Genomic DNA, 26,789 nt, shown 5'->3' on the forward strand with positions numbered 1-26,789 from the left:
GACTCCGGCGAGTTTTTGCCGCTCTCCGTTAATGAAGCGTGAGGGCTGCTTCAGTCGCGCAGCAGCTCGTTGATGGAGGTTTTCGAGCGCGTCTGGGCATCCACGCGCTTGACGATCACCGCGCAGTACAGCGACGGGCCAGGCTGACCGTTGGGCAGCGGCTTGCCCGGCAGGCTGCCCGACACCACCACGGAATAGGCCGGTACGCGACCCTGGAATACCTCGCCGGTGGCGCGGTCGATGATCTTGGTCGAGGCACCGAGATACACGCCCATCGACAGCACCGAGCCTTCCTCGACGATCACGCCCTCGGCCACTTCGGCACGGGCGCCGATGAAGCAATTGTCCTCGATGATCACCGGGTTGGCCTGCAAGGGCTCCAGAACGCCGCCGATGCCGGCGCCGCCGGAAAGATGCACGTTCTTGCCGATCTGGGCGCAGGAACCCACGGTGGCCCAGGTGTCGACCATGGTGCCGCTGTCGACATAGGCGCCCAGATTCACGAAGCTGGGCATCAGCACCACGCCCGGCGCGATGTAGGCGGCGCGGCGCACCACGGCGCCCGGCACGGCGCGGAAGCCGGCGCCGCGGAAACGCTGCTCGCTCCAGCCGGCGAATTTCGATGGCACCTTGTCGAACCAGTGCGCGCCGCCCGGTGCATCCGAGATCAGCATGTTGTCGGTCAGGCGGAAGCTGAGCAGCACCGCCTTCTTGGCCCACTGGTTCACTTCCCACTTGCCGCCAGCCTTCTCGGCCACGCGCAGCTTGCCGTCATCCAGCGCGTTCAGCGTGGCTTCCACCGCATCGCGCACCTCGCCCTTGGTGCTGAAATTGACCTGGTCGCGGGTTTCCCAGGCGGCATCGATCACGGGCTGAAGCTGGGCCTTGAGCGTGGCGTCGGTCATGGGGAAATCCTCGTCATTTAAGGCGGAAAAGCGGAAAAGCCGCGAGACAATAGCCGGCATGCCTCTTGAGTCAACGCCCCTGCCGGCCGGGCCGGCTAATCCAGGGGGAGGGCGGCCAGGAAGGCCGCCAGATCGGGTGCCACATGGTGGATATGGTCGTCGCCCGGATCCGGCTGGGCCCAGGCCGAGGCGGTGGGCACCCATATGGTGGTCATGCCCAGGCCGGCGGCCGGCTTCAGGTTCCGGGCCATGTCCTCCACCATCACGCTACGCTGCGGCGCGATGCCGAAGCGTTCGACCAGCTGGCGGTAGGGCGGTTCCTGCGGCTTGGGCAGATAGGCCGAGGCCACGATGTCGAACACGCCCTCGAAGCGGTCGGCGATCCCTAAGCGCGCCAGCACCCGGTCGGCATGGGCCACGGTGCCGTTGGTGTAGATCAACTTGCGGCCGGGCAGGCGGTCCAGCGCCTCGGTCAGTTGCGGCAGCGGCGCCACCACCGACACGTCGATGTCATGCACGAAATCCAGGAAGGCCTGCGGATCGACTCCATGCTCCACCATCAGGCCGCGCAGCGTGGTGCCATGGGTCTGGAAAAACCCTTTCTGGCGCTGCTTGGCTTCCACGGCGTCCACGCCGAACAGCTCGGCAATGAAATGGCCCATGCGCTGGTCGATCTGGGCGAACAGGTTGCATTGGGCCGGATACAGCGTGTTGTCGAGGTCGAAAATCCAGGTCTCGGCGCGCGCCAGCGCGGCCTCGCGCAGGGGCGGGGCGGGGGTAGGGCCGGCATCGGCAAGCGGCTGGGAAGATGGGCTGATCACGGTTTCGCACCATAGGGGCTTCTGGCTAGAATGGCGAATATCCGGGGTCTTGGAAGCCCCATCGGTCCATGCCGGCAGGGAGGGGCGATTTGCCCGAAAGCGCGACAGCAACGCAAGGCGGCGGCCTGGCCGGCCCGGCGCCGGAAGCCCTGATCCCGTCCTTTCCGGGGCCCGCCGTGTTGTTCGACGGCGAGGGCGGCGTATTGCTGGCCAATGCGGCCGCCGACACCCTGCTGGCCGAGCTGGCTGCCGGACGGCTGCCGGCGCTGGCATCCTCCATCGATGCCGCCCTGCAGGATGGCAGGACGCGGCAGGACCGCGCCGATCTGCCCGGCCCGCGCGGCGGTGTGGCCTTGCAGATCACCCTGATCGTCTATGGCGGTGATGACGGCGCGCGGCGCCTGCTGTTGCTCGCTCGCGATGGCACGCTGGAACGCAACCTGACCCAGGCGCTGATGCAGTCGCGCCAGCTGTTCAAGGATCTGGTCACCTGCTCCACCGACTTCGCCTGGGAAACCAAGGCCGATGGCAGTTTCGGCTTTGTTTCGCCGCGCGGCGCCCTGGGCTTCAGCGCCCGCGAACTGGAAGGGACGCCGGCGCGCAACCTGCTGGCCGAGGATACGCCCGATACCCCGCGGCCAGCCGCATTGCCTTTCGAAGCGGAAACGCCGATGGAAGCGGCCGAGGTTTTCCTGCGCCGCAAGGATGGTTCGGTGGGCTGCTTTGAAGTGTCCTGCCTGCCGGTGCGCGATGCAAAGGGCCTCTGGCTCGGCGTGCGCGGCGTGGCGCGCGACGTGACCGAGGCGCGCGAACGTGTCGATGCCCTGCGTCGCGCCCACAAGCAGCTCAATCGCCTGGCCAATACCGACGGCCTGACCGGCCTGCTCAACCGCCGCGCCTTCCTGGCCGAGCTGGACAAGCGCCTGCCGCGCCATCTACGCAACAAGCTGCGCGGCACGCTGATTTATTTCGATCTCGACAATTTCAAGAAGGTGAACGACGTGCGCGGCCACCAGGCCGGCGACGAGGTGCTGAAGGCCGTGGCCGAGGCGGCAAAACGCATGCTGCGTGCGGTCGACCTGGCCTCGCGCATCGGCGGCGACGAATTCCTGCTCTGGCTGGAGGAAAGCGATCGCGATGCGGCGGAATCGATTGCCGCCCGCCTGCATGAGGCGGCACGCGAGATCAACAAGCAGTATGGCGTCGAGGGTTTTCCGCTCGGCTACTCGATCGGTATCGTGTTTTCCCGTCTCGATGAGCTGGAAGGCACCGAGTCGCTGATTGCGCGGGCCGACGAAGCCATGTACGCCGCCAAGAAGGGTGGCAAGGGGCGCAGCCATATCGCCGTGCCGCCCGATGGGGAAGGCGAGGTCGCGGCGTGACGGCTAAGGGCATGGATTACGAAAAAGCCAAGGCGCTGGCGGCATCGGAAGATCCAGCCGTGCGCCTGCAATTGGCGAAACGCGCCGATACCCAGCCGGAAATCCTCTATTACCTGGCGGTCGACGAGGCCGAGGAGGTGCGCCGCGCGATCGCCGAGAACGAGGCAACCCCGGCCCATGCCTATCTGCTGCTGGCCAACGACGCATCGGAGGAAGTGCGCCGCCGCTTGGCCGAGAAGGTGGCGCGCCTTTTGCCCGACATGCCGGCGGATGAAGCCAGCAAGGCGCGCGAAATGGCGATCCAGACGCTGGAGCTGCTGGCGCAGGATGAATTGACCCGCATCCGCGCGGCCTTGTCGGAAGCGCTGAAATCCGCCAGCAACGTGCCGCATCACCTGGTCAAGCAGCTGGCGCTGGACGTCGAGCTGATCGTGTCGGCTCCGGTGCTGCAATTCTCGCCGCTGCTGACCGATGATGACCTGCGCGAGATCGTCGCCAGTTCGGCCCAGTCGGGCGCGCTCACCGCGATTGCCCGCCGTATCGGCCTGTCGGCCGGCGTGTCGGATGCCATCGCCGCCACGCGCGATGTTTCGGCGGTGGCCTCCCTGCTGGCCAATGATTCAGCCCAGATCCGAGAGGAAACGCTCGACCTGATCCTCGATGCCGCGCCGAGCCATGAATCCTGGCACGAGCCGCTGGTGCATCGACCCAACCTGCCCGGCAAGGCGGCCAAGCGCATTGCCGGCTTCGTCGCCGCGTCGCTGCTGAAACTTTTGTCGGAGCGCAAGGACCTGCCGGCAGATGCGCTGGCCGAGGTGCGCCAGGTGATGGAACGCCGCCTTGATGTGAAGCTCGAGGCCGAAGAAGAGGCGGTGGAAAAGGACGAGCAGGAATCGCACACGCCGATGGCCGAAGCCGAGGCGAAGGTGAAAAAACTGATCAAGGATCGCAAACTCGACAACGATGCGGTGCAGGAAGCCGTCGAGCGCAATGATCGCAATTTCGTGCTGCAGGCCCTGGTGCAGAATGGGCGCATCCCGCTGTCGGTGATCCAGAAGGCGATGGAGGCGCGCAACGGCCGCCTGATCACCGCCCTGGTCTGGCGGGCGAAATTCTCCATGCGCACGGCGGTGATGATCCAGCGTGATATTGCCCGCGTGCCGCCGCGCATGATGCTGAACGCCCGCAACGGCACCGACTATCCGATGTCGAATCCCGAGCTGGAGGAGCAGCTCAAGATACTCGGGCTTTAAGCTCCAGTTTCTTTGGATCTGGCTCCTGATTTATCGTCATGGCCGGGCTTGTTCCAGCCATCCCTGTCCTGATGTTCTTTTTTGCGTGGATGCCGGGGCTGAACCCGGGCATGACGGAGGCTGTCTATTCGGCCGCGCTTTCGTCCACCACGCGCAAGGTCTGCTTCTGCGCCTCGCGCAGTTCCAGCAGCTGCGCCGCCGTGGCGATGGCGATCTCGCCCGGATGCTTGCCGGAAATGCCATCGATGCCGATCGGGCAGGTCAGGCGGGCGAGTTGCGCGTCGTCCAGGCCCAGCTCACGGAAGCGCTTCACGAAACGCGCCCGTTTGGTTTCCGAACCGATCAGGCCGACGAAGCTGAAACGGTTTTCCTGCAGCGCCTTGGCCGCGATCCCCAGGTCCAGTGCGTGGCTGTGGCTCATGATCAGCAGCCAGGCATTGTCGGGCAGGCCCGCCACGTCGCGTTCCGGTGCGTTGGTGATCTCGATCTCCACGCCGGGCGGCACATGATCGGGGAAAGCATCGGGTCGCGGATCGAACCAGCGGATTTTGCAGGGCAGGGCCGAGAGTACCTGCACCATGGCCTTGCCCACATGGCCGGCGCCGAACAGCGCGATGGTGAACAGGTCTGGCCGCTGCGGTTCGAACAGCAGGGTCACGGTGCCGCCGCAGCATTGCCCCATCGAGGGGCCAAGCGGGAATTTGCGTAAGCTCGGCCCCTGCTTGCCGGCCAGCATCTGACGCGCGATGTCGATGGCGCGGAATTCCAGTGTGCCGCCGCCGATGGTGCCGATGGCATCATCGGGCGTCACCACCATCTTGGTGCCGGCCTCGCGCGGCGCCGAGCCTTCGGTGGCCGCCACGGTGACCAGCACGGCGGGAACGCCGCGCGCTTCCAGGTCGGTCAGGGCATTCAGCCAATGCGAGGTCATTTCGCCGCCATTGCCATTGGGGCTTTCATCGGCCGTTTCGCGGCTTCAATCGCCAGCAGCACGCGTTCCGGCGTGGCTGGCGCATCTAGTCGTACCCGTTGCGTCCCGGCTGCGGCTACCACCGCATCCTTCAGCGCCAGCCAGCCCGAGATCGCCAGCATGAAGGGCGGCTCGCCCACGGCTTTCGAGCGATAGACCGTCTGGGCGGGATTGGCGCGGCCATGCACCAGCCTGACGCGGAAATCGGCCGGCAGGTCACGCGCCGTCGGAATCTTGTAGGTGCTGGGGGCATGGGTGCGCAGGCGGCCTGCATCGTCCCACCACAGTTCTTCCATGGTCAGCCAGCCCAGGCCCTGCACATAGCCGCCTTCCACCTGGCCCAGGTCGATGGCGGGATTGAGCGAGTTGCCGCAATCATGCAGCAGGTCGGCGCGGGTGAAACGGTATTCGCCGGTGAAGCAATCCACGACGGCTTCGGTCGCCGCCACGCCGTAGGCGAAATAATAGAAGGGATTCCCGCGGCCGCTGGCGCGGTCGAAATGGATGTCGGGCGTGGCATAGAAGCCCGATGCCGCCAGCGACACGCGCGCCAGCCAGGCCTTGTGCGCCACCTCGGCGAAGGCCAGCGATTTGCCGCCGCCGCTCACCATGTCGTTCCCGAAAACGATCTGCTCCGCCGGCACGCCCAGCAAAGGTGCTGCCACCTGCGCCAGCCGGCCGCGCAGCTCCAGCGCGGCGTTTTCTGCCGCCTTGCCGTTCAGATCGGCGCCTGACGAGGCGGCCGTGGCCGAGGTGTTTGGCACCTTGTCGGTGCGGGTTGCCGTGATGCGGATCTTGTCCAGCGACACGCCCAGCGTCTCGGCCACCACCTGGGCCACCTTCACATACAGGCCCTGGCCCATCTCGGTGCCGCCGTGGTTGATCTGGACCGAACCGTCTTCGTAGATCAGCACCAGCGCGCCGGCCTGGTTGAGGAACGTCGTGGTGAAGGAAATGCCGAATTTCACCGGCGTGATCGCCAGGCCCTTCTTGAGATGCGGGTTCTGCGCGTTGAAGGCATCGATCTCCTGCCGGCGGTTTTTGTAGTCGCTGCTGGCCAGGATTTCATCGAACAGTTCGGGCAGGATATTGTCGCGGATGGTCTGGAAATATGGCGTGACGTTGCGGTCGTCGCGGCCATACAGGTTGGCCAGCCGCACCTCCAGCGGATCACGGCTCAGGTGCCGCGCGATCTCGTCGACCACGTATTCCGTCGCCGCCATGCCCTGTGGTCCGCCAAAGCCGCGGAAGGCGGTGTTCGATACCGTATTGGTCTTGCAGCCATAGCCGGTGATGGTCACATCCGGCAGGTAGTAACTGGAATCGGCATGGAACACCGCGCGGTCGACAATGGCGCCGGTCAGGTCCGCCGCCCAGCCGCCGCGTGCCGCAAGCATCAGGTCGTAACCCAGGATGCGGCCCTGGTCGTCGAAACCCACGCTGTAGCGGGCCAGGAAATCATGCCGCTTGCCGGTGGCGATCATGTCCTCGTCGCGATCGAGCCGCAGCTTCACCGGCCGGCCGGTCCTGTGTGTCAGCAATGCGGCGACGCAGGCGAACTGTGCCGCCTGGGTCTCCTTGCCGCCGAAGCCGCCACCCATGCGCCGGCATTCCACCGTCACGGCATGCAGCGGCCGGCCTAGCACGCGAGCGACCAGCTTCTGCACTTCGGAGGGATGCTGGGTCGAGCAGCGCAGCATGATGTCGCCGTCTTCACGTGGTTCGGCGATGCTGACCTGGCCTTCCAGATAGAAATGATCCTGCCCGCCCAAGTGCAATTCGCCCGAGAGTTTATGCGGTGCCTTGGCGATGGCTGTGGTAGCATCGCCGCGTTGCAGGCCCAGAGGCGGCATCAGCAGGCTTTGTTGCTCCAGCGCTTCTTCGATGCCCAGGATCGTCGGCAGATCCTCATAGGTCACGCGCACCAGCCGCGCCGCACGGCGCGCGGTCGTCAGATCGGTGGCGGCGATGGCGGCCACGGGCTGGCCATGGAATTCCACAACACCTTTCGCCATCACCGGCTCGCCGGGAAAGACTGGCGCGATATCGGGGTCGCCGGGCACGTCGTGTACGGTGATCGCCGTGATCACGCCGGGCAATGCCAGCGCGGCGGAAAGATCAATGGTCAGGATTTTTGCGTGCGCCCGGTCGCCCAGAGCCAGCGCGGCGTGCAGCAGGCCCTCTGGTTCGGGCAGATCGTCGATATAGCGTGCCGTGCCGGCCACATGTCTGGTCGCGCTGTCGTGCCTGATTGGCTTGTGGACGGTCGACGTCATTCCGCCGCCTCCACGCCGATAGGTTTTCCGGTATTCACCTCGACGCAGAATTTGCGCAGCAGGTTCTGCGCCGCCAGCAGGCGGTAGGCGGCCGAGGCGCGCATGTCGCTCATCGGCGTGAAATCGGCCGCCATGGCTGCCGCGGCGGGTTCGATTGCCTCCGGTGTAAAAGCCTTGCCGACCAGTGCTGCCTCGGCCTGCCGCGCGCGGGCGGGGATTCCGGCCATGCCGCCATAGGCCAGGCGCGCCTCTTTCACCACATTGCCATCCAGCATCACATGGAAGGCGGCCAGCACGGCGGAAATATCCTGATCGAACCGTTTCGAGAGTTTGTAGATGCCCACTCGGCTTTGCGGGCCGGGCTTTTTCACCGTCACGCTGGCGACGAATTCGCCGGGTTTTAAAGCCGTTTTGCGATAACTGAGGAAAAAATCCTCCAGCGGCATCGTGCGCATGCCGGCCTTGCTTTGCAGTTTCAGCGTGGCACCCAGTGCGATCAGGGCCGGCATGCTGTCGCCAATCGGGCTGCCATTGGCGATATTGCCGCCCAGCGTGCCGGAATTGCGGATTTGCGTGGAGCCCAGCCGCCGCACCATGCGCGCAAAGGCTGGGTGCAGCCGCGCGATGGCATCAAAGGCATCCGTATAGGTGACGGTGGCGCCGATCTCGGTCTCGTCCGCGCGCTCCTCGATCCATTTCATATCCGGGATGCCCCCCAGATAGACGATGCTGCGTGGCACGCGGCCCTGTTTGGTTACCCACAGACCCACATCGGTGCCGCCGGCCAGCAGCCAGCTTTCGCCGGCGGGCAGGGTGCTGAGCGTCTCCGCCAGTTCGGCGCTGCTGCGCGGGGCGATGAAATTGCCCTCGGGCGTGGAATGCCACAGCATGCGATGGCGGCCATCGGCCAGGGCTTTCAGTTGAATTGCCAGAGCCGCTTCTTCACGGGCGAAGCGGTCATCGCGGCCGCTGTCGAACATGCGGTGGCCTGCTTCCAGGATGGGACGATAGCCGGTGCAGCGGCACAGGTTGCCGGCCAGGGCATCTTTCAGGCTTTCATCGTCGGCTTTGTCGTGACCGAGGAAATAGGCGAGCAGCGACATCACGAAGCCCGGCGTGCAGAAACCGCATTGCGAGGCATGGGCGTCCACCATGGCCTGCTGCACGGGATGCAGGCCGCCATCGGGTTCCGCAAGATCGTCCACCGTGAACAGCGCCTTGCCGTCCAGCTGATGCACGAACAGGATACAGGCATTCACCGCGCGGTAGCGCAGCCGTCCATCGCGGTCGAGTTCGCCGATCACCACGGTACAGGCGCCGCAATCGCCCTCGGCACAGCCTTCCTTGGAACCGGTGCGGCGCAGCCTGAGCCGCAGATACTCCAGCACCGTCATGGTGTGGGGCGCATCCGGCCCCACCACCATCACCTGGCCGCGCGAGACGAACCGGGTCGGTTCGGACATGCTGCCTCCCCAGGACTGGCGCCGGGCGAGCGGTCAGCTCATCAGGTCGCTGCCGCGGAACGCCCAGCCGGTCATGCGCCGCTCAAACCACACCGCCACGGCATACATCAGCACGCCCATCACGGCGACGACGATCAGCCCGGCGAAGACCAGCGGCACATTATAGCTCGAAGAGGCCGACAGCATCAGGTATCCGATGCCCTCGTTCGACGCCACCGTCTCGGCGATCACCGAGCCGACGAAGGCCAGCGTGATGGCGATCTTCAGCGAGGCGAAAAGATAGGGCATGGCGCGCGGAAGTCCAATCTTGGTCAGGATTTCCGTTTTTGTGGCGCCCAGAGAGCGCAGCACGTCACGCAGTTCCGGCTCGATGGTCGCCAGGCCGGTCGCCACGTTCACCACGATGGGGAAAAACGAGATGACGAAGGCGGTGATGATCGCCGGGATGGTGCCGATGCCGAACCAGATCACCAGCACCGGCACCAGAGCTACCTTCGGGATCGAGTTGAAGCCAACCAGCACCGGATACAGGCCCACATAGACCAGCCGCGAGGCGCCGATGAAAATGCCCAGCAGCGCGCCACCCACCACGCCCAAGGCAAAGCCGGCAGTGGTGGTGAACAGGGTTTGCAGCGAATGATGCAGGATCTGCGGCCCGAACTGCACCATGGAGGCGAAGACCACGGTGGGGCGGGGCAGGATGAAGGGCTCAACGCCGGTGATCACGCACAGTGCTTCCCAGATCACGAACAGGCCGATCGTGACCAGCCAGGGCATCGCGCGGATGAGGGCTTTCTCGTTCATCATGACACCCTCACTTCGTGGATGTGTTCGCGCAGCTCATGCACGATCTCGCCGAAATGCGGCTCGAAAGTGGTCTCCAGCGTGCGCGGCCGCGGAATATCCACCTCTTTGCTCATGATCACCTTGCCCGGCCGCTTGCTCATCACGAAGACGCGGTCGGCCAGATAAACCGCTTCGCGCAGGTCATGGGTGATCAGGATCGCCGTGAAGCGTTTTTCCATCCACAGGGCCTGCATCACACCCCACAGCTCTTCGCGGGTGAAGGCATCCAGCGCACCGAAAGGCTCGTCCAGCATCAACAGGCGCGGCTGGTGGATGATCGAGCGACAGACATTGGCGCGCTGCTGCATGCCGCCGGAAAGCTGCCAGGGGAACTTGTCGGCGAAATCCGCCAGGCCCACGGTCTTGAGCAGGGCCATGGCCTGCTCGACATAGGCTTTCTTTTCCTTGCGCAGGCGGCGCTTGTGCGGCTCCACGATCTCCAGCGGCAGCATCACGTTGTCCAGCGTGCTGCGCCAGGGCAGCAGGGTGGAATTCTGGAATGCCATGCCCACGCCCTGCACCGGGCCGTTCACCGGCTTGCCGCCGATGGTGATGCTGCCAGCCGTGGTGTCGAGCAGGCCGGTCACCAGCTTCATCAAGGTGGATTTGCCGCAGCCCGAAGGCCCGACCACAGCGACGAACTCGCCTTCCTGGATGTCGATGTTGAGGTCCTGGACTGCCAGGGTTTCCTCTTCGGCCTGCCGGTAGGTCAGGCTGACGCCGTCGATCTTGACGAATGCGGGGCCCTGCATCAGACGCTCGTCTCCCCGCTGCGCCGCTTAAACTTGCGGCCGCATCCCGTTACCATCGCCACCATGCGATCCAGTCCCCCTGCCGAGCCCGGCCCGGCCGGACAATATTGGATGATTCCCCCGGCGCCGCTTGCGCGCCGCATATAGAGAGATTGTAAACACTGTTGCCTTTAAATTGTAAACAATTTTCCCCTGCCTGTTTCCTGGGCATCCGGAGTTTTCCATGAGCGACGAGCGTCGCACCATCGCCTGGCGAGTCAGCCTCTATTTTGCCGCTCTTTTTCTCGTTCCCGGCGTGCATCTGCCCTTCTGGTCGGTCTGGCTGCAATCGCGTGGGCTGAGTGCGCCGGAGATTTCCGCCGTGCTGTCCAGCGCGATCCTGATCCGACTCGTGGCCGGCCCCACGGCGGCCCATCTGGTCGACCGCAGCGGCGCCCGGCGCCAGGCCATCATGATTTTGAGCTGGGCCAGTTTCGCCGTATTCGCGGCCTTCTGGTGGACCCATGGCTTCTGGCCGATCTTCCTGCTCGGCATCCTGCATGCCGCGATCTGGTCGCCGATCACGCCGTTCAGCGAAAATGTCGCCCTGCTGGCGGCCTCCCGCTACGGCCTGCAATACGGCCGCCTGCGCCTGTGGGGCAGTCTCAGCTTCCTGGTCGCCGCCTATCTGGCCGGCTGGTGGCTGAAGGGGCGTGACGACGACTGGATATTCGCCCTGCTGATGGCCGGCCTGCTGGTGCTGGCGCTGGCCAGCCACCTGCTGCCCGACCTGCGCCTGCCGCTGGACCGGCCGAAGCTGGGGGGTACGCCGGCGTTGCGGCTGCTGCGCAATCGGCTGTTCCTGGCTTTCATGGGTGCCAATGCCTGCCTGCAGGCCAGCCATGCCATGCTCTATACCTTCGGCACGCTGCAGTGGCGCGAGGCCGGCCTGAGCGACGCGCAGATCGGTTTCCTCTGGGCCGAAGGCGTGCTGGCGGAAGTGATCCTCTTTGCCGTCGGCCAGCGCGTGGTGCTGCGCACCGGGGGTGTCGGCCTGATGGCGCTGGCGGCCCTTGGCGGCCTGGTCCGCTGGAGCCTGACCGGGCCGGTCGGCAGCTTCGAGTGGCTGGTGCTGCTGAACCTGCTGCATGCGGCCACTTTCGGCTGCGCCCATCTGGGCGCCATGCGGTTGCTGGCCGAAGGCGTCGATCCCGATGCCTCGGCCACCGCGCAGACGCTGTATACCGGTGCCAACGCCACCGTGCTGGCCAGCGCGACGATGGCGATCGGTCCGCTGTTTCCGCTGGCCGGCGGGTTAACGTACCTGGCCATGCTGCCGCTGTCGCTCGCTGGCGGCCTTTGCGTGCTGCTGCTGTGGCGGCGGCGGCACGATCTGCGTTTCACCGCATAAAAAAAGCCGGCGGCATCGCTGCCGCCGGCCTGATTTCAACACTAATGCCTTACGCCGACTTCACCGCCTCGGGCAGGGGCAGGGCGCGGAACACCTGTTTCGTGCCGGCCATCAGCGCGTTGGCCACCGCTGGCGCCACCGGCGGCGTGCCGGGCTCGCCGATGCCGGTCGGCTTCTCCTTCGAGGGCACGATATGCACCTCGACCTTCGGCATCTCGTGGATGCGCAGCACCTCGTAATCATGGAAATTCGACTGCTCGATGCGGCCGTCCTTCATGCTGAGGCCCGGCTTGATCGTGGCCGACAAGCCGAAGCCGATGCCGCTTTCCACCTGGGCGCGGATGATGTTGGGGTTGATCGGCGTGCCGCAATCCACTGCCGCCACCACGCGGTCTACCTTCCAGCCACCATCGGGCTGCAGCACCACTTCGGCGACCTCCGCCACGAAGGAGTTGAAGGATTCATGCACCGCCACGCCGCGCAGGCGACCTTTCGCCAGCGGCTTGCCCCAGCCGGCCTTCTCGGCCGCCAGGTTCAGCACGCCAAGATGGCGCGGATGCCGGGTCAGCAGCTTGCGGCGCAGGGCCACAGGGTCCTGCTTCGTCTCGGCGGCGATCTCGTCGAGGAAGACCTCGGTGGCAAAGGCGGTATGCGTGCTGCCCACCGAACGCCACCACAGCACGGGCACGCCGGTTTTGGTGGTGTGCAGTTCCACGCTCATGTTGGGGATGGCATAGGGCAGGTTGGCGGCGCCCTCCACCGAGGTATGGTCGATGCCATCCTTCACCATCACCGGCTCGAACGGTGTGCCGGCGATGATCGACTGGCCGACGATGCGGTGCTGCCAGGCGACGATGTTGCCCTGCGCATCGATGCCGGCCTTCAGCGCGTGGTGATACATCGGGCGATAGCGGCCGCCCTGGATATCGTCCTCGCGCGTCCAGATCAGTTTGACCGGCGCGCGACCCTCGATCGCCTTGGCGATCTCGGCGCCTTCCACGATGTAGTCCGACACCGTGTTGGCACGGCGGCCGAAACTGCCGCCGGCGAACAGGGTGTTGATCTTCACCTGCTCGGGTTTCAGCCCCAGCACGCGGGCCGCGTTCATCTGGTCGATGGTCTGGAACTGGTCGCCGGCCCAGATCTCGGCGCCGTTCGCGTCATATGTCACCACGCAGTCCAGCGGCTCCATCGGCGCATGGGCCAGATACGGGAAGTCGTAGGTCGCCTCGATCACCTTGGCGGCCTTGGCAAAGGCTTCCTCGATATTGCCCTCCTTGCGCGCCGGCAGGCCGGGCTTTTTCGCCAGTTCCTTATACTCGGCCAGGATCTGCTCGGTGCCGCGTTTCTCGGCGTTGGTCTCATCCCATTCGATCGCCAACGCTTCGCGGCCAAGCTTCGCGGCCCAGAAGTTTTTCGCCAGCACGGCCACGCCGTTGGAGATCTGCACCACATCCACCACGCCGGGAACGGCTTTTGCCTTCGTCGCGTCAAAGCTTTTCACCGTGGCGCCGAACAAAGGCGCGCGCTGCAGCAGCGCGGTCAGCATGCCGGGCAGTTTCACGTCGATGGTGAACTGCGCCGTGCCGGTGCTTTTGGCGCGGCTGTCCAACCGGGCCACCGACTTGCCGATATACTGGAACTTGGCCGGGTCTTTCAGTTGCACCTCGGCCGGGGGCGTCATGGTCGCGGCATTGGCCGCCAACTGGCCGAAGCTGGCCTTCTTGCCGGACTTGTGGCTCACCACGCCCTTGTTCACCGTGATCTCGGCGGCCGGCACTTTCCATTGCTCGGCCGCGGCTGCCACCAGCAGGGCGCGCGCCGTGGCGCCGGCCTTGCGCAGCTGGTCCCAGGAATTGGCGATCGCCGTGCTGCCGCCGGTGCCCTGCACCGGGCCGAACGCCAGGTTGTTGTAGAGTTTCGCATCGGCCGGTGCGCCCTCGGCGCGGATCTGCGCCCAGTCGGCATCCAGTTCCTCGGCCACGATGGTCGCAAGTCCGGTATAGACGCCCTGGCCCATCTCCAGATGCTTGGACAGCACGGTGACGGTATTGTCGGGCGCAATGCGGATGAAAGCGTTCATCATCGTGGGCGCGGCGGCGGCCTGCGCCATCGCATTGCGTGGCGCCCAGTGGAAACCGACGACGAGGCCCAGCGAGGTGGCGCCAGCCCCCTGCAGGAAACGGCGACGCGAAGTTGCGGGAAGAGCGATCTTTGTCTGGTCGGTCATGATCAGGCCCTCACAGTCTTGGCGGCATCGTGGATGGCGGCACGGATGCGCACATAAGTGGCGCAGCGGCAGATGTTGCCCTGCATGGCGGCGTCGATATCGGCATCGCTCGGCTTTTGGTTCTCAGTCAGCAGGGCGACGGCCGACATCACCTGACCCGACTGGCAATAGCCGCATTGCGCGACCTCATGTTTCACCCAGGCATCCTGCACGGCCTTGGCGACCTTGCCCGCCAGGCCCTCGATGGTGGTGACCTTCTGGCCGGCGATGGCCGACAGCGGGGTGGAGCAGGCTCGTACCGGCTGGCCCTCCACATGCATGGTGCAGGCGCCGCATTGCGCCATGCCGCAACCGAACTTGCTGCCAGTCAGGCCGATCTCGTCGCGCACGGCCCAGAGCAGCGGCATGTCGGGATCGACATCCAGCGTGACCGGGCGTCCGTTCAGGGTAAATGAAATAGCCATGGTGATCCTCCACTGGGGCGGTGTGGAAAGCGATGCATAAGCCGGCCTTTCAACGGATTGTGCCGGCGGCGAATTTTCAATGCTGTGAATATGGGCCGAACATGCGGCCCCCCTGCTGGTGAAACGAACTATAGCCTATCGGGCTGAAGGCAAGACCTCGTGATTTGGCCGATCCTGTGACGGCGGACAAAATATCGCTGGTCGCATCCGCGTTATGGAACGCGTATCCTGTCCGCATCAGCAAACCTATATCGGGCCCCGCAGACCATGAGCAATAAGGCACTTTTGACGACCGATAGGCACCTGCCGGAAACCATACCGCCAGCCCTGCGTCCCGATGCGCCGGCGGCCTGTAGCGAAGGCGCCTGCATCATTCCGCCGGAAGCCGAGGAACTGGTGCGCGAGCTGATGGTGCGCTTCGGCGACAAATGGAGCCTGCGCGCCATGGACGAACTCTATGAACGCGGTGCCATGCGTTTCTCGCGGCTGCGTGAAAGGCTGGAGGGCATCAGCCAGAAAATGCTGACCCAGACCCTGCGCCAACTCGAGCGCGACGGCGTGGTCGTGCGACAGGTGTATGCAGAAGTGCCGCCGCGCGTGGATTACGCGCTGACGCCCCTGGGCGTGGAACTGACCGAGGCTTTATGTGGCGTATGGGAGTGGGCGATCCGCCATGGCGCCGCGGTGACGGCGGCACGCAAGGCTTTCGACGCCAAATCCTGAACCGCCGCATTCCATGGCCAACAAAAAACCCGCCGGAGTGTTCCGGCGGGTTTTTTTGTCTCTGACCTGAAGCTGTCGATCAGTCCTTGGCGCGTTCCAGGTAGACGCCGCCTTCGGCGATGTTGATCACGATGCGCACGCCGGCGGAAACATGCGGCGGCACCATCACACGCTGGCCGTTTTCCACGATGGCCGGCTTGTAGGACGACGACGCGGTCTGGCCCTTCACGGTCGGCTCGGTCTCGGTGATCTCCATGATCACGGTCTGCGGCAGGCTCACCGACACCGGCTTGCCTTCATACAGCGCGATTTCCACCTTCATGCCTTCCTGCAGCCACACGGCCTGTTCGCCCACCACGTCGGCCGGCACGGAGATCTGTTCGTAATTCTCCGAGTCCATGAAGGTGTACATGTCGCCTTCGGCATACAGGTAGCTGAACTCGCGGGTGTCGATGAACACGCGCTCGACCGACTCGGTGGTGCGGTAGCGTTCGGTGGTCTTGATGCCGGTCGACAGGTCGCGCAGGTCGAGCTGGGTCACCGGTGTACCCTTGCCGGGCTGGATGTTCTGCGCGGTGATCACGGCAAGCAGCTTGCCGTTGATCTCGACCACGTTGCCCTTGCGGAGCTGGTTGGCGTTCACCTTGGCCATAAAAGGATATCTCCGGAAACGAATGAGCGGGCCCGCTGCGGACCCGCTTGCTAAAAAACCGCGCGGAAACTATCAGGTCAGAACCCCCCGCTCAACCCGAGTCGCGGCGAAAATGCAGTTTTCCGGCCCTTCCGGTGCCACCCCCTGGTGGCACCCCGAACTCTACGCCCGGCGGCGGCCCAACCTGCTGCTGCGTCAGGGGGTGCTGCAGGCGATTCGGGCCAGTTTCAGCCGTCAGGGCTTCGTCGAGGTGGAAACCCCGGCCCTGCAGGTCTCGCCCGGGCTGGAACCGCATCTCAAGGCTTTTGAAACCCGCCTGGAACACCCTGATGGTTCCACCCGGCCGCTTTACCTGCACACCTCGCCCGAATTCGCCATGAAGAAGCTGCTGGTGGCCGGCGAGGAACGCCTGTTCCAGCTCGCCCCGGTCTTCCGCAACGGCGAACGGGCAGCCACCCATCACCCGGCCTTCCTGATGCTGGAATGGTACCGGGCGGGCGTGGATTACCGCGCCATCATGGCCGATTGCGAAACTCTGCTGCGCGCCATCGCCGCCGCTTGCGGCAGGACGACCCTGCGCTGGCAGGGACAGCAGGCCGACATCGCCACGCCCTGGCAGTATCTCACGGTGCAGCAGGCGTTCGAGATGCATGCCGGCCTCGATCTCGATGCCTGCATCGGCACCGATCCGCTTTATCCCGATCTGGCGGTGATGCGCGCCGCCTGCGCCGGCATCGGCATCCGCGTGGATGACGGCGACAGCTGGGATGATCTTTATTTCCGTGTCGCACTGGATCGCATTGAACCGAAACTCGGTCTCGGCGCTCCCACGGTTCTTTACGATTATCCGATCCATATGGCCGCGCTCAGCCGGCCCAGGCCGGATAATGCGAGGCTGGCCGAGCGTTTCGAGCTGTATGCCTGCGGCATGGAACTGGCGAATGCCTTTTCCGAGCTCACCGATGCGGCCGAACAACTGCGCCGTTTCGAGGCCGATATGGCACTGAAGAAACGCCTTTACGGCTACGATTATCCCATCGACGCCGATTTCATCGCCGCATTGCGCCATGGCCTGCCCGACTGCGCCGGCATCGCGCTGGGCGTGGACCGGCTGGTGATGCTGCTGGCCGGTGCCAGCCGGATCGAGGAGGTGCTGTGGCTGCCCGTCTCGGAATAGTCGCCGCGCTCGGCCTTGTGCTGCTGGCTGCCGCCTGCGCGCCGCGCCAGCAGCAGCCGGTGCCGCAGGCGCCCCCGCCTGCCCATGGCGGAGCATTGATGATGTGGCCCAACCGCGATGCCATCCAGTCGGCCTGCCTTAACGACCTGCAGGCCACCGGCGCGCAGTTCGAGCTGATCGCCCAGGCCGAACCGGGCAAGGATGGCTGCACGTTGCAGAATGGCGTGAAGTTGCTCCGCAGCAATCTCAATCTCAACCGCCCGGTCGAGCTGACCTGCCCGATGGCTTTGCGTCTGGTGCAGTTCGAGCGCGAGGTGTTGCTGCCCGAGGCGCAGAAGCTGTTCGGCCAGTCGCTGGCCCAGCTCAACCATGCCGGCGGCTTCACCTGCAAGGCCATGACCGGCAACGGCAGCCGCATCAGCGAGCATGGCCATGGCCGCGCCATCGACATCTGGGGCTTTACGCTCGGCGATGGCGGCCGCATCTCGGTGGCCGAGCAGTTCCGGGCGCGCGGCCGGGAAGGGCAGTATCTGCGCGAAATGAACCGCGCTGCCTGCCGCTATTTCTCGGTGGTGCTGGGGCCGAATTCCGATGCGGCCCACGGCAAGCATTTCCACTGGGATATCGGCCAGTGGAAACGCTGCGGCGCCTAGCCGCCGCAGCAGGAAGGCAGGCGCCATTCGGCACCGGGGAAACGCTGCGGCTTGTAGCGCCGTAGCGGATAATGTTCCCATTTCGTTTCCATTGGTGATCCGCTAAAATCCGCGTCATGACCACGCTCGCCACCCCCGAATCCACAGCCGTCCGGCATGCGGCCCAGCGCGCGGCGTGGGAAGCCTCCACGCTCAACTGGCTCTATCTCGACCTCAACAGCTATTTCGCCTCGGTCGAGCAGCAGGAGAATCCGCGCCTGCGCGGCCGGCCGGTGATCGTCGTGCCGGTGATGAGCGAGACCACCTCGGCGATCGCGGCGTCTTATGAAGCGAAAGCCTTCGGCATCAAGACCGGCACGCCGGTCTGGGAGGCGAAGCGCCTCTGCCCCGGCATCGCCCTGGTCGATGCCCGTCACGATGTCTATGTGAAATACCATCACCGCATCCTCGAAGAGGTCGACCGCCATATCCCGGTCTACAAGTCGTGGTCGATCGACGAGGCCTCCTGCGAGTTGATGGGGCCGCAGAAACTGGAGCCCGAGGCGCGCGCGCTGGCCAATCGCATCAAGGCCGGCCTGCGGCAGAACCTGGGCGAATGCATCCGCTGTTCCATCGGCATCGCGCCCAACCAGTTCCTCGCCAAGCTGGCCAGCGACATGCAGAAGCCCGACGGCCTGACGGTGATCCACCGCCACGAACTGCCCGAGCGCATCCTGCCGCTGCCCCTGCGCGATTTGCCCGGCATCGGCCCGAACATGGAGCGCCGGCTGAACGAAGCCGGCATTCACAGCATCGAACAGCTCTGGGCGCTCGATCCGCGCGGCGCGCGCGCCATCTGGGGCAGCAAGGAAGGCCCGGCCTTCTGCGCGCGGCTGCGCGGTTATGGCGATTATCACCAGTCGTCGGAACATCGCAGCGTTAGCCACGAGCATGTGCTGCCGCCGCAATTCCGCGATGCCGAATCCGCTTTCCTGGTCGTGCGCCGTCTTTGCACCAAGGCGGGCAGCCGCCTGCGGCGCATGGGCTATCTCGCCTCGGGTTTTTACCTGAAGGCGCGGTTCGAGAATGGCGAGCGCTGGGCCGCAGATTTCCGTATCACCCAGACGCAGGACAATTTCATCCTGCTCGATGCGGCCGAGCGATTGTGGCAGGCGATGCTGAAGGAAACCGGCCCGCGCCGTGGCCGGTTCCGCAAGGTCGGCATCGCACTGCATGGCCTGGTGCCGGAACAGCAGGTCACGCTCGATCTTTTCTCGGGCGGTTCGGGGCACGAGCGCAGCCCGGAACAGGCTGCGGCGCGCGCGAAGCTTTCTGCAGTGATGGACAGGCTGAACGGCAAGTTCGGCAAGGACACCGTGCATATCGGCGCCCTGCCGGGCCATCGCGCCGATTTCATGGGCGCCAAGATCGCCTTCAACCGCATCCCCGATGCGAAGGAATTCATCGAATAGCCGGCCTCAGGCCGGCCGTTCCAGCACCAACAGATCCCAATGCACATCGCCGCGGTCGAACATGTCGCTGCGATGGCTCCGATGCAGCAGGGCAAGGCCGTAGTGGGCTGCGGTCGCGACCACCTCGTCGGCCGGCACGTCGAACATGCGGCGGCCCTCCGGCACCGGACCGTGGCGCAGCGACAGCGCCAGTCTTCCGCCTTTCGCCACCAAAGGTGCCACGGCGGCCATGGCGCGGGTGCGTTCGGCAGCGTCCAGATGCATCCACACCGCCGTCAGCATCACGAGGTTGAAGGTTTCGCCAGTCGCCGTCAGGCGCGGCAGATCGGGCAGGGCATCATCCAGCCAGCGGATATCCAGGCCGGCATGCAGCCGTTGCCCGTGATCGCGCAATTCGGCCGTGGGCTCGGCAGCGGTGACGGCAAAGCCGCGCCGCGCCAGGGCGGCGGCATCGCGGCCGGTGCCGGCGCCGATATCCAGCGCGGAACCGGGCCTGCCGTCTCTGTGCGGCTCGGGGATCAGGTGCAGGATGCCGTCATGCACATCCTCGAAACGGATGCTTTCATAGGTTCTGACGAGAGTATCAGCGGCCTCGGCATAGCCGGCCGTGCTGGCTGGGTTGCTCATGCGGGGATCAGGCGATGATGTCGGGAATCAGCAGATTCTCGATCTTGGTGATCTGGTCTTTCAGCGCCAGCTTGCGTTTTTTCATGCGCTGGATCTGGATCAGGTTCAGATGCGGCTGCTCGGCCAGAGCGGCGATGGCGTCGTCCAGGTCACGATGCTCGGCGCGCAGGTCGGCCAGCTTGCGCTGCAATTCCTCGGTATTGATCGGCCCCGGAAAATTCATGCCGCCACTCAGGTTGCGCCACTCGGACTTGCGATCGCCGGGCTTTCGCCGGGACCGGAAAGCCCGTTACCATAGCACGGATGAGCGCCGCCGACACAGATGCAAAGCCCGGCTTCTGGGCATTTTCCCTCACGCTGTATGACCGCCCGGGGGTGGCAGAAGCCTGCCTGGCCCTGCAGGACGGCTTTGGCGCCGACGTGAACCTTTTGTTGCTGGGGTTCTGGCGGGCGCGTCAGGGCTATGCCGGCTGGGCGCCGGGCGAGATCGATCGCGTGCTGGCCGCGGCCGCCCCGGTGACTGCGGCGCTGCTGCCCCTGCGCGCGGCGCGCCGGGCGCTGAAAGTCCTGCAGGCCGACGAGCCGGCAGCCGCGGCGCTGTATGCCGAGGCCAAGGCGCTGGAACTGAAGCTGGAGCAGGTGGCCCAGGTCTGGCTGGCGGGCGCCAGTCGGATCAGTCCGGCCTTGCGGCAGAAACCGCCGGTGCCGCGCGAGGTCGAGATGCTGGCCGCCGCCGAACATCTGGCGGCCTATCTGGAGCATCTGGCCCCGGGCAGGCCGGATATCCTGCCGCCGGGCGCGGCGCTGCTGGACGCGGCTTTTACTTAAACGTCCCTGTTCTTGTCTAAACGTCCTTGCGCGGCTTGCCGTTCCAGCGTTTCACCAGCCCGCTGTCGATGCCGAAAAGATCCAGCACGCGGCCGACGGTGTGGTTGATCAGGTCGTCCAGCGTCTGCGGCTGGGCATAAAAGCCCGGCATCGGCGGCGCCACGATGGCGCCCATCTCGGTCACGCTCGCCATGTTGCGGATATGACCCAGGTGCAACGGCGTTTCGCGCGGCACCAGCACCAGGCGACGGCGTTCCTTCAGGGTGACGTCGGCGGCGCGCGACAGCAGGTTGCCGGTGACGCCGGTGGCGATCTCGGCCAGCGTTTTCATCGAGCAGGGCATCACGGCCATGCCCAGGGTGTGGAACGAGCCCGACGCAATCGCCGCGCCGATATCGGTAATCGGGTATGTCTTGTCCGCCAGGGCCTTCACCTGCTGCGGCGCATACGATGTTTCATAGGCGATCGTCATCTCGGCGGCGCGCGTCATCACCAGATGCGACTCGATACCGCTGCCTTTGAGCGATTCCAGAAGACGGATGCCGTAGATCACGCCCGAAGCGCCGGTGATGCCGACCACGAGGCGTCGTTGCGCGGGTGCACGGACCACCGGCTTGGCCGGTGCCGGCACCGCTTTGGCGAGCAATGCCGCGGATTTCCGCCGCGCCGTGGTCAGGCCCGGTTTGGGTCCGGGCTTGGCGGTTGCCACCATCGGTGGGTTTTTCTTCTGTGTGGCTTTGGTTTTTGTGCGGCGCGCCATGCGCTGATCTCACGAGTTGAGGAAATTTTGCAAAGGGGGCTGACAATCAGGGAATGCGATGCTTAACTCCTGTTGTGCGCGTATCGAGATGGACGCGCCGCCCAAGCGACGGCATCGTCCGCTCGACTGACGCGCTCCGAACCGGAAGGAGGAGCCCGCGATGAACACTTCGGCGCATCTCGACACTCTCATCGAAAAACATCACAGCCTGCAAGCGGCGATCGATGACGAGATCCACCGCCCCCTGCCTGATCAGGTTCGCCTCACCCAGCTCAAGCGCGAAAAGCTGAAGCTGAAAGAGGAAATCTCCCGCCACGCCCAATAAAAACCGCCAGTCCTGACGTCATAGCCGGCGTCATGGGTGCGGGTCGCGCGCTCAGGCCAGTTTCTTGGCCTGTTCGCGCAGCTCGAACTTCTGGATTTTGCCGGTCGAGGTCTTCGGCAGCGCGCTGAACACCACGGTCCTCGGCACCTTGAACTTTGCCAGCCGCTCGCGGCAGAAGGCGATGATCTCGTCCGCGCCCTTGCTGTTGGCCGGGGTCTTGGCGCCATCCTTCAGCGTGACGAAGGCGCAGGGCGTCTCGCCCCAATGCGGATCGGGCCGCGCCACCACGGCGGCTTCCAGGATGTCGGGATGCATGTACAGCACGCCCTCGACTTCCAGTGTCGAAATATTCTCGCCGCCCGAGATGATGATGTCCTTCGAGCGGTCCTTGATCTGCATGTAGCCGCCGGGATGCAGCACGCCCAGATCGCCGGAATGGAACCAGCCGCCGACGAAGGCCTCCTGCGTGGCTTTCGGATTCTTCAGATAACCCTTCATCACCACGTTGCCGCGGAACATGATCTCGCCCATGGTCTCGCCGTCTTCCGGCACGCGCTGCATGGTCTGCGGGTCGAGCACGGTGACGTCTTCTTCCACGTGATAACGTACGCCCTGGCGCGCCTTCATCGCCGCCTTGTCGGGCAGCGGCAGCCTATTCCATTCCTCATGCCAGTCGCAGACCACGGCGGGGCCATACACTTCCGTCAGGCCGTAAACATGGGTGACGTCGAAGCCCATGTCCTCCATCGCCGCCAGCACGGCGGCCGGCGGCGCGGCGCCGGCGGTCATGCATTTCACGTCAGGCTTGAGTTTGGCCTTCACATCAGCGGGTGCGTTGATCAGCATGTTCAGCACAGTGGGCGCGCCACAGAAATGCGTCACGCCCTGATTCACGAAGCTGTCGAAAATCAGCGCCGGATCCACCTTGCGCAGGCAGACATGCACGCCGGCCAGCATGGTGATGGTCCAGGGGAAGCACCAGCCGTCGCAATGGAACATCGGCAGGGTCCACAGATAGACCGGATGCTTGGGCAGGCTCCAGGTCACGGCATTGCCCATGGAATTCAGGTAGGCGCCACGGTGATGCGTCACCACGCCCTTCGGATTGCCCGTCGTGCCCGAGGTGTAGCCCAGCGCGATGGCATCCCATTCGTCCAGCGGGCCCTGCCAGGGATATTCGAAATCGCCCAGCTTGATGAAATCCTCGTATTCGATCGAACCGATGCGCTCGCCTGTGGTGATCGCCGGATCGTCGATGTCGATCACATAGGGCTTGGTCTTGCACAGCTTCAGGGCCTGCTCGGTGACGGCCGAGAATTCGCGGTCGACGAACAGGATCTTCGCCTCGCCATGCTCAAGGATGAAGGCGATGGCGGCGGGGTCCAGTCGCGTGTTGATCGGGTTCAGTACGGCGCCCGTGGCCGGCACGCCGAAATGTGCCTCCAGATGGGCCGGGATGTTGGCGGCGATGATTGCCACCGTATCGCCGCGCCGGATGCCGCGCCGCGCCAGCGCCGAAGCCAGCCGGCGGCAGCGTACGAACAGCGTGGCGTAATCGTAATGCCGGCTGCCATGCACAACGGCGGCGTGGTGGGGAAACACCTCGGCGGTGCGGCGCAGGAAGCTCAACGGCGACAGCGGCTCGTAGTTGGCCGGAGTCTTGTCGAGATCGCGGTCATAGATCGTGGTCATGCGCTTCCCCCCCTGCGAAACCTGCAGTCCTGCGGACGCGGCCAAGCTAGACCAGATTATACGCCGCCGGCAACGTCTCGGGTCCAATATCCATTTGCATTACGGGGATTTAACGCAGATGGGATACAGGCACCGGTCAGGCGCTGCGCGGCCCGAACAGGATGATCGCGGCGCCGCCCAGACAAACCGCCGTGCCGGTCAGGTCCCAGCGGTCCGGCATCTGCTTTTCCACCGCCCACAGCCAGAGCAGCGACGCGGCGATGTAGACACCGCCATAGGCGGCATAGGCGCGGCCGGCGAAATCGGCCTCGATGCGAGTGAGCAGCCAGGCGAAGGCGGCAAGACTGCACAGGCCGGGCAGCAGCCAGAGCGGCGAGCGGTCTAGTTTGAGCCAGGCCCAAAAGGCGAAGCAGCCGGCGATCTCGGCCACGGCGGCGGCATAGAGGGCGAAAGTGGCCATGGCCTCACCATAGCTGCAGGCCGAAACCATCGGCCAGCAGCTTCAGGCCGCACAGGAAGATGATGGCGTTGACCGACTGGTAGAAAAAGCGGTCGCTCAGCTTGTGATGCAGCCACATGCCCAGATAGACCCCGGCGATGGCGATCGGGATCAGCAGCAGCGAGGTGCCCAGATTGTCGGGCGTGAACTGGCCCAGCCACCAATAGGGCAGCAGCTTCACGTAGTTGATCACGGCGAAGAAGATGACCGTGGTGCCCATGAAGATGGTTTTGTCCAGCCGCAGCGGCACCATGTAGATCATCAGCGGCGGATTGCCGGCATGGGCGATGAAGCTGGTGAAACCCGAGCAGGCACTCCAGAACAGGCCTTTGGGCAGGCTGTGCGGCGCCGGCGTGTCGTTGATGCGGCCGAACCAGCGCTGCAGCGGGAACAGCACGGCCACCGCACCCACGATCAGCTGGATCGCCTGGTTGTCCACCCAGCGCGCCGTCAGCGTGCCGATGCCCACACCCAGCAGGCCGCCGGCCAGGATGGTGGGCAGGCAGCGCCGGTCCCATTTGCCACGAAATCCCCATAATCCTGCGAGATCCATGGCGCACAGCACGGGCAGCATCACGGCCGCCGCCTGCAGCGGCGGCAGCAGCAGACTGATCAGCGGCAGGGCAATCAGCGCCGAGCCGGGCCCGAATCCGCCCTTGCTCAGGCCCACGATCAGCACGGCCGGCAGGGCGGCGGCATAGAACCAGGGATCGGTGATCATCGGCAAGGAAGACAACATGGGGCGGCCGGAACAAAGAGGGGCTGAAACCGTTGGTTATCCGGGCACTTTCCCGGGGGTTTTTCCCGGCGCTTTCCCAGAAGCATTCCTTGGCGGTTCGGTTGACGCTGCAACAGCACGAAGTTTATCTTCCATATCAAGTTTGTCGTACAACACCAATCAGCAGAAAGACCCGATGCATACTGGCGTCTCCGCAGCGGTTGCCGCGATGGAGCAGGCGGTGCGGCGTCTCGATGCCGCCCTGGCGCAGCGCGCCAGCGCCTTCCGTGCCCTCGCCGAGCAACATGGACTGGCCGCCGCAGAGCTGAAAACCCTGCGCGAGGAGCTGCAGGCCGCCCGCGCCGAGGCCGAAAGCTTCCGTGAACGGGCCGCCCTGGTCGATGCCCTGCGCGAGGAGCTGGCGCAGATCCAGCGCGAGGAAGAGACCGTGTCCCTCGCGGCACCCACTGCCGACGCCGGAATTCTGGCGTCGCGCGATGCCGAAATTGCGGCGCTGAAGGCCGAACGCGATGGTTTGCTGGCCCGACTGGCGGCTGTGCAGGCCGTGCCTGCACCCGGGCCTGCACCCGGGCCTGCACCGTCGCCCGTGCAGGTTGGCGGCGATGCCGACCTCACCGCGCTGAAAGCCGAACTGGCCGCGGCGCGCGCGGCGCAGGATGAGATGCAGGCCTTCCAGTCGGGCATCGCCGCCCGGCTGGAAGCGACGATGGCGCGGCTGCGCCAGGCGCTCGACAGCCAGGCCCCAGGCCGAGAGTTGGGCTGAGAACGGAGGCTGCAATGGCTATGGTGAAGGTCACGGTCAACAGCCGCCTTTATGAAATCGGCTGTGACGATGGCGAAGAGGATCAGGTCCGCCGCCTGTCGCAGGTTCTGGACGCCCGCGTGCGTGAACTGGCGGCCCTGGTCGGCCAGGTCGGCGAACCGCGGCTGATGCTGATGACCGCGCTCACCCTCGCTGACGACCTGGAGCAGGCCCAGCGCGACGTGGCGGCCATGCGGCAGGAGATCGCAGCCTTCCGGGCGGAGCAGAAAACCGCCACGGAAGGGGCCGATGCCCTGGTTGGCCTGGCAAAACGGCTGGAAGACATTGCCGCCAAGCTGGAGAGCACCTAAGTTAAGGGCAGGACGGTGTGCTGCCCGGTGCGTCAGGCTTACATAACCCTGGGGCCAATGCTCATCTCTGAGGGAGCTGTCCCTGCCGAAACCGTGGTTTCGATCATACGGCGCCCACCTGGTACGCCAGGCCACAGAGGTTAGTTCACGCCAACGGCCAGGGTGGGCCCGTCCGCATTTTTTCCCGCCAACCGGATGCCCCCGATCTCCGATCCCGACCTTGACCGCCGCAAGGCCAACCTGCGCGCAAAGCTGCAGCAGCGCCGGCACGAGGCCAGGGCGGCCAATGGCGATGCCATCGCGGCCTTGGCGGCGCAGCGTTTTCTTGCCGCCATTCCGGTGCGGGCCGGGCGGGCGGTGGCCGGCTACTGGCCGATGGATGACGAACTTGATCCGCGTCCGCTGATGCAGGCGCTACAACAGCGCGGCGCCATCCTCCTGCTGCCCGGCGTGGCGGCGCGGAAGGCGCAGCCGCTGGTCTTCCGCCGATGGGATGCCATATCCACCGCGCCGCCGGCCGGCCGTTTCGGCATTCCCGCGCCGCCCGAGGATGCGCCGGTGCTGATACCCGATATCCTGATCGTGCCGCTGGTCGGCTTCGATGCGGCCGGCCACCGGCTGGGCATGGGCGGCGGCTTCTACGATGCCACCCTGGCTGCCCTGCGCTCCGCCGGATCCATTCTGGCGGTCGGCTATGCCTTCGCCGTGCAGCAGGTGGCGGAATTGCCATCCGGGCCGCTGGATGAAAGACTGGACTGGGCGGTGACCGAGCGCGGTGCGCTGGCCTTTGAACGATGA

General features: G+C 65.3%; 28 protein-coding genes. 12 read left to right on the forward strand and 16 right to left on the reverse strand.

Features of this window, described 5'->3' with window-relative positions; all coding sequences use genetic code 11:
• Positions 1–50 precede the first annotated feature (50 nt).
• A complete protein-coding gene (gene dapD, locus ACE3OO_RS12125; RefSeq protein WP_374303200.1) occupies positions 51–905 on the reverse strand; it encodes a 2,3,4,5-tetrahydropyridine-2,6-dicarboxylate N-succinyltransferase in 855 nt (284 codons plus the stop codon).
• A 95-nt stretch (positions 906–1,000) separates the two neighbouring features.
• Positions 1,001–1,726: a pyrimidine 5'-nucleotidase gene (locus ACE3OO_RS12130; protein ID WP_374303201.1), complete on the reverse strand. Its 726-nt coding sequence runs from the start codon at positions 1,724–1,726 to the stop codon at positions 1,001–1,003.
• Positions 1,727–1,815: 89 nt separating this feature from the next.
• Between ACE3OO_RS12130 and ACE3OO_RS12135 the strand changes: the two genes are divergently transcribed.
• A complete protein-coding gene (locus ACE3OO_RS12135; RefSeq protein WP_374303204.1) occupies positions 1,816–3,108 on the forward strand; it encodes a diguanylate cyclase domain-containing protein in 1,293 nt (430 codons plus the stop codon).
• A gap of 11 nt (positions 3,109–3,119) precedes the next feature.
• A complete protein-coding gene (locus ACE3OO_RS12140) occupies positions 3,120–4,361 on the forward strand; it encodes a DUF2336 domain-containing protein (RefSeq protein ID WP_374303206.1) in 1,242 nt (413 codons plus the stop codon).
• 124 nt (positions 4,362–4,485) lie between these two features.
• Here the strand turns inward: ACE3OO_RS12140 and xdhC are convergent, their stop codons facing one another.
• From xdhC to ACE3OO_RS12165, 5 genes are read right to left on the reverse strand one after another with little or no spacing between them, the layout of a single operon-like run.
• Positions 4,486–5,292, reverse strand: coding sequence for a xanthine dehydrogenase accessory protein XdhC (gene xdhC, locus ACE3OO_RS12145; protein WP_374303208.1), 807 nt, complete (start codon positions 5,290–5,292; stop codon positions 4,486–4,488).
• Complete coding sequence (xdhB, locus tag ACE3OO_RS12150) at positions 5,289–7,607, reverse strand: xanthine dehydrogenase molybdopterin binding subunit (RefSeq protein WP_374303210.1); 2,319 nt, start codon at positions 7,605–7,607, stop codon at positions 5,289–5,291. Before xdhB ends, xdhC begins: the two co-directional genes overlap by 4 nt.
• Positions 7,604–9,070, reverse strand: coding sequence for a xanthine dehydrogenase small subunit (gene xdhA / locus ACE3OO_RS12155; RefSeq protein WP_374303212.1), 1,467 nt, complete (start codon positions 9,068–9,070; stop codon positions 7,604–7,606). The genes xdhB and xdhA overlap by 4 nt, the downstream gene beginning before the upstream one ends.
• 33 nt (positions 9,071–9,103) lie before the next feature.
• Positions 9,104–9,877: an ABC transporter permease gene (locus ACE3OO_RS12160; RefSeq protein WP_374303214.1), complete on the reverse strand. Its 774-nt coding sequence runs from the start codon at positions 9,875–9,877 to the stop codon at positions 9,104–9,106.
• Positions 9,874–10,668: an ABC transporter ATP-binding protein gene (locus ACE3OO_RS12165; protein WP_374303216.1), complete on the reverse strand. Its 795-nt coding sequence runs from the start codon at positions 10,666–10,668 to the stop codon at positions 9,874–9,876. The genes ACE3OO_RS12160 and ACE3OO_RS12165 overlap by 4 nt, the downstream gene beginning before the upstream one ends.
• 223 nt (positions 10,669–10,891) lie before the next feature.
• Here ACE3OO_RS12165 and ACE3OO_RS12170 point away from each other — a divergent pair, with 223 nt between their 5' ends.
• Positions 10,892–12,058, forward strand: coding sequence for an MFS transporter (locus ACE3OO_RS12170; protein ID WP_374303218.1), 1,167 nt, complete (start codon positions 10,892–10,894; stop codon positions 12,056–12,058).
• A 49-nt stretch (positions 12,059–12,107) separates the two neighbouring features.
• Here the strand turns inward: ACE3OO_RS12170 and ACE3OO_RS12175 are convergent, their stop codons facing one another.
• Both ACE3OO_RS12175 and ACE3OO_RS12180 read right to left on the reverse strand, forming a co-directional pair.
• On the reverse strand, positions 12,108–14,288 hold the full coding sequence (locus tag ACE3OO_RS12175) for a molybdopterin cofactor-binding domain-containing protein (protein ID WP_374303220.1): 2,181 nt from the start codon (positions 14,286–14,288) through the stop codon (positions 12,108–12,110).
• 2 nt (positions 14,289–14,290) lie between these two features.
• On the reverse strand, positions 14,291–14,752 hold the full coding sequence (locus ACE3OO_RS12180; RefSeq protein WP_374303222.1) for a (2Fe-2S)-binding protein: 462 nt from the start codon (positions 14,750–14,752) through the stop codon (positions 14,291–14,293).
• 285 nt (positions 14,753–15,037) lie between these two features.
• Here ACE3OO_RS12180 and ACE3OO_RS12185 point away from each other — a divergent pair, with 285 nt between their 5' ends.
• Entirely contained in the window at positions 15,038–15,475 is a 438-nt protein-coding gene (locus tag ACE3OO_RS12185) for a winged helix-turn-helix transcriptional regulator (RefSeq protein WP_374303224.1), read from the forward strand.
• A 79-nt stretch (positions 15,476–15,554) separates the two neighbouring features.
• Here ACE3OO_RS12185 and efp read toward each other — a convergent pair whose 3' ends face one another.
• Entirely contained in the window at positions 15,555–16,127 is a 573-nt protein-coding gene (gene efp / locus ACE3OO_RS12190) for an elongation factor P (protein ID WP_374303226.1), read from the reverse strand.
• 112 nt (positions 16,128–16,239) lie between these two features.
• Between efp and epmA the strand changes: the two genes are divergently transcribed.
• From epmA to ACE3OO_RS12205, 3 genes are all read left to right on the forward strand, one after another.
• Positions 16,240–17,304 (forward strand): EF-P lysine aminoacylase EpmA, encoded by a 1,065-nt coding sequence (epmA, locus tag ACE3OO_RS12195; protein WP_374303228.1) that lies wholly within the window; start codon positions 16,240–16,242, stop codon positions 17,302–17,304.
• Complete coding sequence (locus tag ACE3OO_RS12200; protein WP_374303229.1) at positions 17,283–17,957, forward strand: extensin family protein; 675 nt, start codon at positions 17,283–17,285, stop codon at positions 17,955–17,957. The genes epmA and ACE3OO_RS12200 overlap by 22 nt, the downstream gene beginning before the upstream one ends.
• Positions 17,958–18,073: 116 nt before the next feature.
• Positions 18,074–19,408, forward strand: a complete 1,335-nt coding sequence (locus ACE3OO_RS12205) for a hypothetical protein (protein WP_374303231.1) — start codon at positions 18,074–18,076, stop codon at positions 19,406–19,408.
• Positions 19,409–19,414: 6 nt separating this feature from the next.
• On the opposite strand, the gene ACE3OO_RS12210 is transcribed toward ACE3OO_RS12205, so the two are convergent.
• Entirely contained in the window at positions 19,415–20,035 is a 621-nt protein-coding gene (locus ACE3OO_RS12210) for a class I SAM-dependent methyltransferase (protein WP_374303233.1), read from the reverse strand.
• Between the two features lie 7 nt (positions 20,036–20,042).
• Complete coding sequence (locus ACE3OO_RS12215; RefSeq protein ID WP_300296409.1) at positions 20,043–20,258, reverse strand: YdcH family protein; 216 nt, start codon at positions 20,256–20,258, stop codon at positions 20,043–20,045.
• Positions 20,259–20,338: 80 nt separating this feature from the next.
• Here ACE3OO_RS12215 and ACE3OO_RS12220 point away from each other — a divergent pair, with 80 nt between their 5' ends.
• Complete coding sequence (locus ACE3OO_RS12220) at positions 20,339–20,863, forward strand: TIGR02444 family protein (protein WP_374303236.1); 525 nt, start codon at positions 20,339–20,341, stop codon at positions 20,861–20,863.
• Positions 20,864–20,879: 16 nt separating this feature from the next.
• On the opposite strand, the gene ACE3OO_RS12225 is transcribed toward ACE3OO_RS12220, so the two are convergent.
• Positions 20,880–21,623, reverse strand: coding sequence for a UbiX family flavin prenyltransferase (locus ACE3OO_RS12225; protein WP_374303238.1), 744 nt, complete (start codon positions 21,621–21,623; stop codon positions 20,880–20,882).
• Positions 21,624–21,783: 160 nt separating this feature from the next.
• On the opposite strand from ACE3OO_RS12225, the gene ACE3OO_RS12230 reads away from it, so the two are divergent.
• Positions 21,784–21,948 carry a YdcH family protein gene (locus tag ACE3OO_RS12230; protein WP_374303240.1) on the forward strand — a complete coding sequence of 55 codons (165 nt, stop codon included), beginning with the start codon at positions 21,784–21,786 and terminating at the stop codon, positions 21,946–21,948.
• Between the two features lie 51 nt (positions 21,949–21,999).
• On the opposite strand, the gene ACE3OO_RS12235 is transcribed toward ACE3OO_RS12230, so the two are convergent.
• The 3 genes from ACE3OO_RS12235 to ACE3OO_RS12245 all read right to left on the reverse strand — a co-directional run bounded on the left by ACE3OO_RS12235 (position 22,000) and on the right by ACE3OO_RS12245 (position 24,878).
• Positions 22,000–23,640: an acyl-CoA synthetase gene (locus ACE3OO_RS12235; RefSeq protein ID WP_374303242.1), complete on the reverse strand. Its 1,641-nt coding sequence runs from the start codon at positions 23,638–23,640 to the stop codon at positions 22,000–22,002.
• A 136-nt stretch (positions 23,641–23,776) separates the two neighbouring features.
• A complete protein-coding gene (locus tag ACE3OO_RS12240; RefSeq protein ID WP_374303244.1) occupies positions 23,777–24,100 on the reverse strand; it encodes a YnfA family protein in 324 nt (107 codons plus the stop codon).
• A 4-nt stretch (positions 24,101–24,104) separates the two neighbouring features.
• Complete coding sequence (locus tag ACE3OO_RS12245) at positions 24,105–24,878, reverse strand: sulfite exporter TauE/SafE family protein (protein ID WP_374303246.1); 774 nt, start codon at positions 24,876–24,878, stop codon at positions 24,105–24,107.
• A gap of 175 nt (positions 24,879–25,053) precedes the next feature.
• Between ACE3OO_RS12245 and ACE3OO_RS12250 the strand changes: the two genes are divergently transcribed.
• From ACE3OO_RS12250 to ACE3OO_RS12260, 3 genes are all read left to right on the forward strand, one after another.
• Entirely contained in the window at positions 25,054–25,641 is a 588-nt protein-coding gene (locus ACE3OO_RS12250; protein WP_374303248.1) for a hypothetical protein, read from the forward strand.
• Between the two features lie 14 nt (positions 25,642–25,655).
• A complete protein-coding gene (locus ACE3OO_RS12255) occupies positions 25,656–25,991 on the forward strand; it encodes a cell division protein ZapA (protein WP_374303250.1) in 336 nt (111 codons plus the stop codon).
• Between the two features lie 195 nt (positions 25,992–26,186).
• Entirely contained in the window at positions 26,187–26,789 is a 603-nt protein-coding gene (locus tag ACE3OO_RS12260; RefSeq protein WP_374303252.1) for a 5-formyltetrahydrofolate cyclo-ligase, read from the forward strand.

Source organism: Ferrovibrio sp. (genome assembly GCF_041906005.1).
Lineage (GTDB): Bacteria > Pseudomonadota > Alphaproteobacteria > Ferrovibrionales > Ferrovibrionaceae > Ferrovibrio.